Genomic DNA, 13610 nt, shown 5'->3' on the forward strand with positions numbered 1-13610 from the left:
TATAATCAAAACCGCTACATAAATTGTAGCGGTTTTTTTATTTTTAAAATTCAGCTAAAAAAAGAAAATATGAAAAAAATACTATTGCTCATTGCTATTTTGTCTATAACAAACACATTTGCTCAAATTGAAAATGTAGATCTCTCCTACTATCTCCCAACCGATGTTACTTACAATCAAGACATCCCTAAGCCTAAAGATATAATTAAACACGAAGTTGGTGAATGGCACATTACTCACGATAAACTAGCACAATACATGCTGGCACTTGCAGCTTCTAGTGATCGCATTACTATCGAAGACAGAGGCACAACCTATGAAGGTAGATCACTATTATTACTAACCATCACATCACCCTCAAACCATGCAAATATTGAGTCAATAAGAAAAAATCACTTAGACTTAACATCTAAAAATGGAGGAAATATAGATGTTTCAAACATGCCTATTGTTGTTCAAGAAGGTTTTTCTATACACGGAAATGAGCCAAGTGGTTCAAATGCTGCCCTTGCTGTAGCATATTATTTAGCCGCTGCGCAGGGGCCAAAAATTGATGAACTATTAAAAAATGTAGTCATCCTTTTTGACCCATCTTACAATCCTGATGGATTACAACGCTTTGCGTATTGGGCAAATATGCATAAAAGTAAAAATATAAACCCAGACCCAAACGACAGAGAATATGACGAAGTATGGCCTGGCGGACGTACAAATCATTATTGGTTTGATATGAACCGTGACTGGCTGCCTGTTCAATTACCAGAGAGTCGTGCACGCATTGCAACATTCCATAAATGGATACCTAATATCCTTACTGACCATCATGAAATGGGCACTAATAGTTCTTTCTTCTTTCAACCAGGAATTCCTTCAAGAACGCACCCATTAACCCCTCAACAAAATCAAGACTTGACAGGTGAAATTGGCACATATCACGCAAAGGCTTTTGATAAAATAGGAAGCTTTTATTATACTGAAGAAAATTTTGACGATTTCTATTATGGAAAAGGCTCAACATTTCCAGATGTTAATGGAAGTATAGGTATTCTTTTTGAACAAGCTTCTTCAAGAGGACATGCGCAAGAAAGTGATAATGGCATTTTAACGTTTCCGTTTACAATACGTAACCAGTTTACAGCAGCACTTTCAACACTGGAAGCAGCTGTAGGCATGCGAACAAAAATTTTAAAATACCATCAACAATTCTATAAGGATGCTTTTAATGAGGCATCAAAAGGTGGAGCTATTGTTTTTGGCGATGAAAAAGATGCATCAAAAGCTTATGAGCTTGCGCAAATATTACAACACCACGGTATTAAATTCCACGAAGTTAAAAATGACTTTTCATCAAATGGAAAAAACTATAAAAAAGGTGCTAGTTATATAATTCCAAAAAATCAACGCCAAAATCGTTTGATTAACGCCATGTTTGAAAAGCGCACTACATTTCAAGACAGTCTTTTTTATGATATAAGTGCTTGGACATTTCCTTTGGCTTTTAACTTAGACTATGATGAAAATGCATCACTCAATAATGCTGGAGCAGAAATTTCAGAATTAAAAAGAGTTACGCCCAAAATGGTTACAACATCACAATATGCATATTTAATGGAATGGCACGATTACTATACGCCAAAAGCTTTAAATATGATTTTAAGTAAAGGCCTGAGAGCAAGTGTAGGGATGTCACCATTTACAAGTGGTAACACTACTTATGATTATGGAACTATTATGATTCCTGCAAAAAACCAAAAAATGTCTCCTATAGAAATTGGACAATTTTTACAGCAAATTTCCGAAGAAACAAATGTTACAATTACTCCCGTTACAACAGGTTCAACAAAAGGAATTGATTTAGGTAGCAATCAATTTAGAGCAATTGAATTGCCTAAAGTAGCATTGTTAGTAGGAGATGGAATGAACCCTTATGATGCTGGCGAAATTTGGCATTTATTTGACCAGCGTTATGATATGCTCATTACAAAACTGGATGTAAATAATTTAGGACGAACAGATTTAAGCCGTTATACAGATATTATTATACCAAATACTTGGGGTGGATTAGATAAAAGTCATTCAGAAAAATTAAAAGACTGGGTCAAAAATGGAGGAACATTAATAGGCTATAAAAATGTAGGACGTTGGTTTGATTCTAATGAGTTATTAAAAATTAATTTTAAAACCCGAAAAGATACTGCAAATGCTATCAGTTTCGAACAGCGAAGAGATTATCGTGGAGCTCAGGTAATTGGTGGAGCTATTTTTGAGACAAAATTAGACCGTTCTCACCCTATAGCTTTTGGTTATAAAAATGAAAAACTTCCTACATTTAGAAATTCTACATTATTTATGGAAGCAGACAAAAACAGTTATAATAACCCAATTCAATATACTACTACCCCACTATTAAGTGGTTATATTTCAAAGCCTAATCTAGAAGATTTAAAAAACACTTCTATGTTTAAAGTAGGAAATTTAGGAAGAGGAGAAATTATTTATTTTACAGATAACACTAATTTTAGAGCCTTTTGGTTTGGCACAAATAAACTATTAATGAATGCCATTTTCTTCGGAAATGAGATGTAATTAACATTTTATAAAGAACTTTCTAATGTCGTAATGCGTACATTGAGATAAAACTAAATTTTATGAAAAAGTTAATCTTAATACTATCATTAGCTTTCGTAGCAATAAGCTGCGGAGCATCAAAAGGAGTTGTTAATACAGACAACAAAGGTTTTATAGCAGATGGATATGATGTGACTGAATATTTTGAAGGCAATGCCCAAGAGGGAAATAATGCTTACACAAGCACATACAATGGAGCTTCGTATAAGTTTATGAATGCAGCAAACAAAGCAATGTTTGACAAAAATCCTTCACAGTACGAACCACAATACGGAGGTTTTTGTGCTTATGCCGTAGGAGACAGCAATAGTAAAATAGGTATTAACCCAGAAAGCTTTATAGTTGAAGACGGGAAACTATATCTTTTTTACGACACTGTATTTTCAGACACAAAAGAAAAATGGTTAAATGAAAATCCAGAAAAACTAGAACAACAAGCAGATACAAACTGGAAAACCCTTAAAAATAAAAATTAATGTTTGGTCTATTTAAAAAGAAAACCGAAATTGAAAAATTACAAGAGCAATATTCAAAGTTGATGAATGACTATCATAAACTTTCTACAACTAATAGAAAGGAAAGTGATAAAAAATATGCAGAGGCTAATATAATAGCCGAACGAATAGAAAAACTTAATAAATAAAGTGCATCTATTTTGATATAAAAAGCCTTTTCAAAAATTGAAAAGGCTTTTTTATGTACGTCAAATGTTTCTTTTTATTGAAATCTGGGGCTCAGAAATTTACTTTATGTTTCATTTCACAGTATAAACGTAGGAAAAAATTGTAGGAATCACAAACTTTCATCGAAAATAAATACAGCTCCACGTAAAAAAGTAGTTCAAAACGGTATATTTGCCGCTTCTTAAAATTGAACTATGTTACTCCAAAAGACAATTAAAAATTTTACGCAAAATCCTAAAAATGATATCCTTTCTGGACTTACCGTTGCACTTGCACTTGTTCCAGAAGCTGTAGCATTTGCATTCGTGGCAGGTATTGATCCACTCGTAGGTTTATACGGTGCCTTTATGATGGGGATTATCACAGCACTTTTTGGGGGACGCCCTGGAATGATTAGTGGAGCAACTGGTGCTATGGCAGTAGTTATGGTTCATCTTATTCAAAAAGGAAACGAGGTAGGCGATGCACTTGCGACACCTATAGAAAACCTTGGTTTACAATGGTTATTTATCACATTACTTTTTGTAGGGGGTATTCAAATTTTAGCTGGAGTCTTGCGCCTTGGAAAATTTGTTAGGCTTATTCCCCACCCCGTTATGATGGGGTTCGTAAATGGTCTAGCTATTGTAATTTTTCTATCACAATTAGGTCTTTTTAAAGAGAATGTGGGTGGCGAAATGCAATGGATGAGCGGTAGTAGTTTATGGATGATGTTAGGTCTTATTGCATTAACAATGGGAATCATGTTTGGACTCCCTAAATTAACTAAAAAAATTCCTGCTGCATTGACAGCTATTGTTGTGGTAGCTGCTATTGTTATCTTCGGAAATGTAGACGTTTCAACCGTTGGGTCTTTCATTAAAGATGGTGGTGGCGAAGGTTTACAAGGAGGGCTTCCTACATTCCAAGACCAAATATTTACACTATTTTACACCATTGGTGACAACTGGAGTCTCATTCTTTCAACAGCTGTAATTCTTGCTGCTGTAGGATTGATTGAATCCTTAATGACACTCAACCTCATCGACGAAATGACTGAAACTCGTGGAAGTGGAAATCGAGAATGTGTAGCGCAAGGAAGTGCAAACATTTTAAACGGACTCTTTGGAGGAATGGGAGGTTGTGCAATGATTGGACAATCAATTATAAATATTAACTCAGGGGGACGCGGAAGATTATCTGGTGCCGTTGCAGCAGTTGCGCTCTTATGTTTTGTACTTTTTGGAGCACCACTCATTGAACAAATTCCTATTGCTGCACTTGTAGGTGTAATGTTTATGGTAGTTATTGGAACATTTGCATGGAGTAGTTTTAGAATATTACACAAAATCCCATTGACAGATGCTATTGTATTAATCGCTGTTTCTGCCATTACTGTATGGCAAGACTTAGCCATTGCTGTTATCGCGGGTGTAATTATGAGCGCATTAAGCTTTGCCTGGAAAAGCGCAACAATGATTAGAGCTAGAAAAAGACTAAAAGATGATGGTACTAAAGTATACGAAATTTGGGGGCCGCTTTTCTTTGGTTCAACCACAGCATTTAACAGTAAATTTGACCTTGCAACAGATCCTGAAGCTATTGAGATTGACTTCATAGAATCTAAAGTAGGGGATCACTCTGGTGTTGAAGCTTTACGAAATATCGCTAATAAATACATGCATGCAGGTAAAAAAGTGACGCTAACACATCTTAGCCCAGATTGTAAAGCAATGTTGTTAAAGTGGAACCCTGAGTTTGACACTATTATTGAAAACGCCATTGATGACCCCAGATATCATGTTGTTACAGATATGATGGATGCAGAGGTATAACCGTATTCTTCTTAACGCCCCATTACCCACGTACCTAAATGCGTTTTTCCATTGTTGAGCGTATAGCCTAATGTATAATTATCCTCTCCCTTAATTTCCAGAACTTTGCCTGGTGCTAAAATTACATTTTCTCCTAATAAAACTTTATTAAATAATTTTACTTGAGATGTTGATAAGGATATTCCGTTCTGAATTACAGTATTTCCATTTAATTCTAAAATAAGTTTCTCATCATTTTCTGGAATCAATTTTAAAGTACGAAGTGTGAAAAGTAAATTGTCAATATTTGCATTATTATCTACAACTATTACGTTATTTTTATTCTTATTTAAACTGAAATAATTATCTGTCCTTATATTTGCTTTTTTAAATATTGCATTGTATTTACCATATTGTAGTGTCATTTTTGAAATTCTGTTTCCATTAATATACATACCACTTTCTTCATTCAAAATGTTAATATCCTCTCCCGTTTTGATGAACCCATCTTTTTCTAATTGTGACATTAATAAAGGTAACAACTTGGGCAAAACCCAAGCTGTTCCATTATCTAATCCATCATAATATGTTTTATCTTCCTTCAATAATTCAATTACAACAGCGCTAACGCCTCCACTGCGACGGGCGTTATCTCCAGCGCGTTCTGCCTCACGAGCTAACCTGTCTGCTTCTCGCTTAATGCGGTCAATATTGCGTTGCTCTTGCTGTTGCAATCTATCTGCTTCACGACGCATTCTATCTGCGTCACGTTGAAGTCTATCTGCCTCACGCTGTAATCTTTCAGCTTCGCGGTCTCCCTCTTTTTGACCAGTAATGATAGTACGAACAGTTTTACCAATCTCTGCAATTTTATTCGCTATGGCTTCAGAAGCAATTTCTTTATCTACATCCATGTTCAATTTCCCTTTACCGAACTTGATTTCATATACTTCCTCTCCTCCACTTTTAGTAATCCAAACATCTTTACTGCCAGAAGTATCTAAATTATTAGTACCCATTTCTTTATATAGCAATTTCTTAATCTGGTCATCCTTGCTACCGTCGTATCGTAATCTAAAAGAGTATGAACCATCATTACTACTGGTTGAAATAGATACATTTCCGCTACTGCCCTTATTGTCATCATCCTTTATACTATAACTGTAAGAAGTGGATGATTTTGTTTCATCACTATGCACAGAAACATTATTACTAGGCGGCGTTGGTGGCTGAGGTGGTTGTGTTTGAGCCAATGCTCCTGTAATAGCAAGGCATGTCAAGGTTATTGTCGTTATTGATTTTAATATAGTTTTCATAATTATAGTTGCGTGGTTTATTTAATTCAAATTTCAGAAAAAAACATTCCCACTTTTATTTTTAGATTAATAATAAAACGTTGAGCAGAACTTATAATTCTTAACCCATAACTTTAAAAGTTAACCCCACACCACGCGTACTTTTTATAGCAATGTTTGGGTCTTCTTTAAAATATTTGCGCAGTCGGCTTATAAAAACGTCCATACTGCGACCGGAGAAGAAATCGTCATTCCCCCACACGTTAATGAGCAAATCATCGCGTTTAATAAGCTCATTTTTATTGCTGTACAAATATTGAATAAGTTGCGCTTCCTTATCCGTAATGCGCTGTACAGTTTCATTTAATTTTAAACTGTGATTAACTGGATCAAAGTGATAAGCACCTATCAAAAAATTACCCGCTTTCTTAACTTTAACTTGAACCTGTTGCAGTCGTTTTAAAATATTATTCAATCTTAATACTAGTATATCTGCCTCAAAAGGTTTAATAATATAGTCGTCTGCACCTAGTTTTAATCCTTTAATTCTATCCTCTTTCATCTTCTTTGCCGTAAGAAATACAAAGGGAATTTCTGGGTTGCAATCCACTACTTTTTCGGCTAATGTAAAACCATCCATTTTAGGCATCATTACATCAAATACGCAAATATTGAATGGTTGTTCTGTTTCGGCTTTAAAAATTGATAAAGCTTCTTTTCCATCATGTGCCCAAGTCACTTTAAAGTCGTGAATCTCTAGGTATTGTTTTAAAATACTCCCAAAGTCAAAATCATCTTCTGCTAATAAAACGTGCTTCATAATTTTTAATTTACAGGTATTTTAATATTAAAAGTGGTGCCTTTATTCAATTCGCTTTCTACGATAATGGTACCATTATGAGCTTTAATTATTTGATGTGTATAATACAAACCAAGCCCCAAGCCTTTAACATCGTGCACATTACCATCACTTACTCTGTAAAATTTATCAAATAGATGCTGTTTGTTTTTTTCTGAAATTCCAATTCCATTATCCATAATGCTTATATGATAAGTACCGTTGCGCAACTCTGTCTTTAATACAATATGCGTTTTTTCTTTCCCATACTTAACAGCATTTTCAAGAATATTTAACAACGCTGTATTAAAATGAAATTTATCAATACGAAGCATTACCTCAGAACCGTAAACTTGATTGTCTATTGTCAAATCATTGCGCTGTGTTGATAATTTAAAATCTTCTAATAATTCCTTGAAATAAACATTATCAATTACATGCTCTTTATGCATTGAGATTGACTCAGACGATAAACTATTTGTCATCACTTGGTCTACTAGTTTTTGTAAACGGTCACTTTGACGAGTAACAATATTCAAAGTATTTTCAAAAGCCGAAGCATTATTTTTTATTGCATCATTTTTTAAACTCTTTGTTGCAATACTTAATGTGGCAAGTGGCGTTTTTAATTCGTGGGTGATGTTGTTGATAAAATCGGTTTTTATTTCGCTGGTCTTTTTTTGAGTAATTAGGTTTTTTATGGAATAATAAAAAAGCCCCACAACAATTAAAAATATTAATGCACTAGCTGTAAGTAATAATGCCATACGCCCAAAGACAATTGACTTATAATCCTCAATTAAAATGAGCCGTTGTGAGCGAACTTCATAATCAAAAGTACGCGTTACCACAGAATCTTTTGTTTGTAAAATATAATCGTTTTCTTCAAACAGACGGGAATTACCAATAACAACACTGTTATCCTCATTAAAGTTTTCACCAAACAAAAAAGTTTTTTTTATGCCTTGATAAGGTAAAATAGTATCAATTTCTTTAGCCTCAAACACAGTTATACTTGTAATATTCTCTTTGTACTTTACTGCATAATCTAATCCTATATTGTTTATTTCATCCTTGTAATGAACTTGATGCAATCCATTTAAACTATCTGCTACTTTTGCTAATCTAACTAATATTTCGCCTTTAGAAATTCGTTGGTTTTTATAATCTGAAATAAAATATTCTAACTCCTCGCTCATAGAATCAAATAACAGCTCAATCTCCTCACGAACATGAATTTTAGACATTGCATCATTTGTCTCATCAATAAAAACATCTTTCTCTAATTGATATGCATTGCTAATAAGGTATCCTTGGATTGCAGAAAGTCCAAGTACAGCAATTATTGCAGCAATAATTAATAAGGTAGTTTTGTTTTTCATTGTATGCGTTTTGAATCTAATATTTTACTATTTAAAAAATATTACATCTTAGTTCTATAATATAAATTCCATGCTTGAGAATTTGATTCCATAATGTCGAGTAAGCCATCATTATTTATATCCCCTATTTCAATATTATAGGTATCATCTTTTAAATCTTCTCTCAATCCTATTTCTTTGAAAACCCCTTCTTTTGTGCCTAAATAAACATAATTTTGATCTTCAGAGTTGCCTTCAACAATATCTAAATACCCATCTTTATTTAAGTCTGCTATTTTAATTGACATTGTATTTCGTTCTGCTTCAAAATCAAAAACTCTATTGAAAGCTAATTTTTCATCACCATAATATATACTATTCTTAGCGCCCAAATTCCCCATAACAACATCTAAAAACCCATCATTGTCAAAATCTGCAATATCTATAGAACGTGTTTGATCATCTTCATGGCCAAACTCAATTGTTTTAGAAAAATTTTGATTTCCGTCATTGAGATATATATTATTTTTAGAACCTCTTTCGGCAGTTATCAAATCTAAAAATCCATCAGCATTTATGTCTATTACTTTAGTTTGTATTGTTTGGTTTGTCTCATTTCCGAAGAAAATACTAGCTTTAATAGTACCATCACCATCGTTTAAACAAATCTCATTTTGTGCTTTTCTATTTGATATAATTAAGTCAAAGTCTCCATCATTATCTATATCTGCAATTTCTAAATTTCGTGAAGGCGATTTTGAACCAAAGGAAATTCCGTTAGAAAATTCATTTTTATTGGAACCAAAATATAACATATTATCAATGTTATCATTTGCAACAACAATATCCATAAAACCATCATTGTTAAAATCTGCACTTTTCATGGCATAGCTAGCATCCAGAAATTTACCTATGGGTTGGGCTAGTTTAAAACCGCCATAACCATCATTATAAAATAAGTAATTTTGCTCAGCCCAATGCCTGCCATTAGCAACAAGTGCATCTAAATCTCCATCTTTATCAACATCACACAATGTTATTGATGCTGTTCTATTTGTTTGAGTTCCTATTGAAAAAAAACCATCAGCATTAAAAAAAGAAACCTTTTGAGCAACGCCGCTTCCAGAAATCATAAAGAAGAAAATAAAATATAATTTGTGTAGCATTCTTTTCATAGCAATTGGCAACTTAATGAATAAATATAACGAGTGATTTAGGCTATTAGTCAATCTTTAAAATGCTCATAACCTGAACATCACACTTCAAAAGTAGGGAACAAGCTGTCTTTTGCCTAAAAAAACAACATCGTTAACCCAGCATTAACCTTAGAAAAGCCTGTAACCCCTTTAAACGCTACAATATACAACCAAGGTTAACCACATTGTTAATCCTCAAAAAACTACATTAACCCAACCTTAACCAAGCTCTTAACTCAACTGTGCATTATTACAATTCATCTTTGCAAGACAATTAAAAACCAAACCAAGATGAAAACCAATCATATAATAACTACCCTATTATCTATCACCACATATATTATATCCTTACTTTTCTCTTCGGAAATTTCTGCCCAGAAAACTATTGCTGCCCATGCTACAACCAGTGATATAAAGATAGATGGAGTGCTTACCGAAACAGATTGGAATCAAAATTTACAGCCTGGTAATTTTATTCAAATTAGACCAGAAAGTGGAAAACCGTCATTGCGAAAAAGCAATGTTGGAGTTCTTTATAACCAAAACTATTTGTACGTAGCCGCTGTTTTCTATATAAAAGATAAAAAGGAAATTAATCGTCAACTTACATCACGTGATGATTTAGGAAATTCGGATTATTTTGGATTACAAATTGATCCCTTTGGCGAAGCGCGAGAAGGCTATGATTTTTCTGTCACTGCCGCCGGAGTGCAAAGTGATGAAAAATTGAGTAGCAATAATGGCTACGGAAATTTTAATGTAGTTTGGGATAGTGCTGTTGAAATCCATGATGATAAGTGGATTGTTGAAATACGAATCCCTTTTAACAGCATTAGATTTCCGAAGGAAAACTTGAGTAATTTTAGAATCAATTTTCAACGATTTTCCAGCAAACTCAATGAAGAGTCTTTTTGGAATCCCATAGACCCGCAAGTAGATGGATATTTAAATCAATTTGGAAAACTCACTGGACTTCCAGTTATTGACCCGCCACTCAATTTATCATTTTATCCATTTGTCTCGGTAGTTAACGAAAAAAGCCCCGAAGGTGATAATCAAACTTCTTTTAACGGTGGGATGGATGTAAAATATGTTCACAATAATGCATACACGCTAGATGTTTCTTTGATACCAGATTTTAGCCAAGCTCAGAGTGATGACCAGGTTTTTAACCTCACCCCTTTTGAAATTAAATTCAATGAAAACCGTCAATTTTTCATTGAGGGTACTGAGCTTTTTGATAAAGGTGATTACCTCTACACACGACGTATAGGTGGCGAACCAATCAATAAGAATGACATAGAAATTAATGAAGATGAACTAATAACGAGCAACCCTGTGTCTGCAAATATTTTGAATTTAGTCAAGTTCACAGGAAAAACAGCCAGCGGACTCTCCATAGGGTTGCTCAATGGTATTACGGCAAAAGCGGAGGCCGAAATATTAAATACCGAAACTGGCGTGAGGCGAAAAAAAGTGACTAATCCATTTACAAATTATAATAGCCTAGTCCTCGACCAAGCTTTAAAAAACAACTCATCTGTTACTTTTATTAACAACTCAGTTATGAGAAATGGAAACTTTTATGATGCCAATCTCACAGCGCTATTAGGTACATTTTATACAAAAAACAGAACCTATTCTTTTAGATTTAAAAAAGCAGTTTCACAACAATATTTTAGTGCTAATGAGACAGAAATTTTTGAAGAAAAAGACATTTTTGGGCATGAGTATTTTGGGTATTTTGGAAAAGTGAGTGGCAACTGGACGGGAGGAGTTTCTGCTAAACTATATGATGAAAACTATGACCCCAATGATTTTGGCTTTCTATCTCGAAACAATCAGTTAATCTTTAGAGCAGATGTACGGTATTCACAAAATAATCCTAAGAGTAGTCTATCAAGATATAGCCACTTTATTGATGTATATCGTCGTTTTTATTACACACTTTTTGAAAAAGAATTAGCCTACTACAAATTGGGGACAAATGGAACGTTCAAAAAAAATAACCATACCTATTTTGCTGAAGCAACCTATATTGAGAGTGGTAAAAACTTTTTTGAAGCAAGAACTAAAGACCAGCCATTTAAACTCCCTGCGTACACCGAAACATTTTTAGAGTACCAAACAAATAGCAATAAAAATCTCTCTGCGGCAGGATATGTAGTACTGGTGAATTTTTTGGACTCTCCTATTTTTAATAATGAGTTTATAGCTGGATACGGCATAAGAGCACGTGTGGGACAACATGTGTTTGCATATTTTGGACAGTCTTTTGAGAATAAAAAAGGTAATGCGGGTTATTTGAAGAATATTGATGAGGCAATAATTTTTGGTCAACGAAATATAAATGAATTAGTTAATAGACTTGAACTTTATTATAGCATTAACTCAAAAATTAACATGAATGTAAGACTACGTCATTACTGGATTCAAGTGGATTACAAAGACCAATTTACATTACTGGAAAATGGAGATTTAAAGGATAATGATTTAGATATTGCCGTAGATGAATTTAATGATAATTTTAATCAATTTAATATTGATTTTATTGCAAAATGGCAATTTGCACCTGCAAGCGAAATAAGTCTAGGCTACAAATTAGGGGCAAATGCATTTAATAGTAATGTGCGGTCTAGCTATTTTGAAAATTTAAAAGATGTTGCGAGTGCAGACAATAGCCAAACGTTATCGTTGAAGATGACTTACTTTCTAGATGCAAATTCATTGAGAAAAAGATAGTTTTCTTAATCATTAAATTTCAAAAAAGTTATGGATATAAAAATGCCAAGAAACCTACTCCTCTACTCTCACAAAATAAAAATCTTGTTTTTGAGGAACACTGTCGATAAAACCTGCAACCCAAGCGTGGATTTTTTTCTTCTCAGGGTTTGTGTAAACAATTTGAGAAGGAAATTCATTTCTAGGGTTTTCAAATGTAAAAGGATGAGTTGCTCCTTCTTTTTGAGTGAAAACAACGGGATTAGGATTATCACCAACGGTTTCAACGTATAAATTTAATATTCCATTTTCCTCATACATTTTCATTTGCTCGTGAAAAACCGTGTCTTGGTCACGAAGGGTAATGCTATATGCTACTAAGCTTCCGTCATTGCTTTTCTCCCAATGTTCAAAAGATTTTGTCTCTGTATTTATATTAATCCAGTCACCTAAGAGCCATTCAAAATCTTCAAAAATAGTTTCGGTATTAGCCACAGGTGTTTCTATTTTTGTTTCTTTAACTTCATTTTTACAGCTTATTATAAGTAGAGCAAGTAAACTAAAGGCAAGTAATTTTCTCATGAGATATATTAATTTGAAAATCCAAATATACCCAAAAAAGAAAACCGAATCTTTAAAATTTAGATTCGGTTTTCAGTGGTTGGCTACTTCAAATAGGTTTCTTTTTTTATAATACATTTAAAAGGGTGTCTATAGGATTACTACGAGGAACTTTATTCAAACATTTTATGATGGGACGTAGATGATGATTCTCTCTAATTCTAATATTTCTATAAATTTTCATGGTGGTTGGATTTAAATTGTTAAAAAATGTCTACATCTACATTTGTAAGCCGTAGCGTCTTTTTTCGTTCCAAATGGAAATTCTACTTTTTGATGTTCCGTGGTTTTGATTTCTTGAATGTTGCATAATAATATATTTAATTGTTTAAAAATTGAGTTTTGTTTTGCAGGAAAATTGCTAATTAATTTCTGTAACGACGCTTACTATTCCAAGCATATGCTTTTGAAGTTGCTACTCTTTCTGTCAAATAATTACTGTCTAATGTTCTCATAATATAAAGTTTTTTATTG

Annotated in this window: 10 protein-coding genes; 5 read left to right on the plus strand and 5 right to left on the minus strand. The window is 33.4% G+C overall.

Annotated elements, in window-relative coordinates:
* Positions 1-69: 69 nt before the first annotated feature.
* The 4 genes from GB234_RS11265 (at position 70) to GB234_RS11280 (ending at position 5125) form a co-directional block, all read left to right on the plus strand.
* Complete coding sequence (locus GB234_RS11265; protein WP_151894668.1) at positions 70-2586, plus strand: M14 family metallopeptidase; 2517 nt, start codon at positions 70-72, stop codon at positions 2584-2586.
* A 62-nt stretch (positions 2587-2648) separates the two neighbouring features.
* Positions 2649-3104, plus strand: a complete 456-nt coding sequence (locus GB234_RS11270) for a YHS domain-containing (seleno)protein (RefSeq protein WP_151894669.1) — start codon at positions 2649-2651, stop codon at positions 3102-3104.
* The gene (locus tag GB234_RS11275; protein ID WP_151894670.1) at positions 3104-3271 is read left to right on the plus strand and encodes a Lacal_2735 family protein; all 168 of its coding nucleotides are present in this window, start codon (positions 3104-3106) and stop codon (positions 3269-3271) included. The genes GB234_RS11270 and GB234_RS11275 overlap by 1 nt, the downstream gene beginning before the upstream one ends.
* Positions 3272-3505: 234 nt before the next feature.
* The gene (locus GB234_RS11280; RefSeq protein ID WP_151894671.1) at positions 3506-5125 is read left to right on the plus strand and encodes a SulP family inorganic anion transporter; all 1620 of its coding nucleotides are present in this window, start codon (positions 3506-3508) and stop codon (positions 5123-5125) included.
* Positions 5126-5136: 11 nt separating this feature from the next.
* On the opposite strand, the gene GB234_RS11285 is transcribed toward GB234_RS11280, so the two are convergent.
* From GB234_RS11285 to GB234_RS11300, 4 genes are all read right to left on the minus strand, one after another.
* Positions 5137-6420: a hypothetical protein gene (locus GB234_RS11285; RefSeq protein ID WP_151894672.1), complete on the minus strand. Its 1284-nt coding sequence runs from the start codon at positions 6418-6420 to the stop codon at positions 5137-5139.
* 100 nt (positions 6421-6520) lie between these two features.
* Positions 6521-7219, minus strand: a complete 699-nt coding sequence (locus GB234_RS11290) for a response regulator transcription factor (protein WP_151894673.1) — start codon at positions 7217-7219, stop codon at positions 6521-6523.
* Between the two features lie 5 nt (positions 7220-7224).
* Positions 7225-8619, minus strand: coding sequence for a sensor histidine kinase (locus GB234_RS11295; RefSeq protein WP_151894674.1), 1395 nt, complete (start codon positions 8617-8619; stop codon positions 7225-7227).
* A 41-nt stretch (positions 8620-8660) separates the two neighbouring features.
* Positions 8661-9764: an FG-GAP repeat domain-containing protein gene (locus GB234_RS11300; protein ID WP_172966879.1), complete on the minus strand. Its 1104-nt coding sequence runs from the start codon at positions 9762-9764 to the stop codon at positions 8661-8663.
* Positions 9765-10085: 321 nt separating this feature from the next.
* On the opposite strand from GB234_RS11300, the gene GB234_RS11305 reads away from it, so the two are divergent.
* Positions 10086-12536 carry a DUF5916 domain-containing protein gene (locus GB234_RS11305; RefSeq protein ID WP_151894676.1) on the plus strand — a complete coding sequence of 817 codons (2451 nt, stop codon included), beginning with the start codon at positions 10086-10088 and terminating at the stop codon, positions 12534-12536.
* A gap of 54 nt (positions 12537-12590) precedes the next feature.
* Here GB234_RS11305 and GB234_RS11310 read toward each other — a convergent pair whose 3' ends face one another.
* Positions 12591-13097, minus strand: a complete 507-nt coding sequence (locus tag GB234_RS11310) for a DUF6265 family protein (protein ID WP_151894677.1) — start codon at positions 13095-13097, stop codon at positions 12591-12593.
* Positions 13098-13610 lie beyond the last annotated feature (513 nt).

This window comes from Patiriisocius marinistellae (assembly GCF_009014635.1).
GTDB classification, from domain to species: domain Bacteria; phylum Bacteroidota; class Bacteroidia; order Flavobacteriales; family Flavobacteriaceae; genus Patiriisocius; species Patiriisocius marinistellae.

Coding starts and splice junctions, on each gene's coding strand:
- GB234_RS11295 (WP_151894674.1), bottom strand. CDS start 8,619: ATGAAAAACAAAACTACCTTATTAATTATTGCTGCAATAATTGCTGTA.
- GB234_RS11275 (WP_151894670.1), top strand. CDS start 3,104: ATGTTTGGTCTATTTAAAAAGAAAACCGAAATTGAAAAATTACAAGAG.
- GB234_RS11265 (WP_151894668.1), top strand. CDS start 70: ATGAAAAAAATACTATTGCTCATTGCTATTTTGTCTATAACAAACACA.
- GB234_RS11285 (WP_151894672.1), bottom strand. CDS start 6,420: ATGAAAACTATATTAAAATCAATAACGACAATAACCTTGACATGCCTT.
- GB234_RS11270 (WP_151894669.1), top strand. CDS start 2,649: ATGAAAAAGTTAATCTTAATACTATCATTAGCTTTCGTAGCAATAAGC.
- GB234_RS11290 (WP_151894673.1), bottom strand. CDS start 7,219: ATGAAGCACGTTTTATTAGCAGAAGATGATTTTGACTTTGGGAGTATT.
- GB234_RS11280 (WP_151894671.1), top strand. CDS start 3,506: ATGTTACTCCAAAAGACAATTAAAAATTTTACGCAAAATCCTAAAAAT.
- GB234_RS11305 (WP_151894676.1), top strand. CDS start 10,086: ATGAAAACCAATCATATAATAACTACCCTATTATCTATCACCACATAT.
- GB234_RS11310 (WP_151894677.1), bottom strand. CDS start 13,097: ATGAGAAAATTACTTGCCTTTAGTTTACTTGCTCTACTTATAATAAGC.
- GB234_RS11300 (WP_172966879.1), bottom strand. CDS start 9,764: ATGCTACACAAATTATATTTTATTTTCTTCTTTATGATTTCTGGAAGC.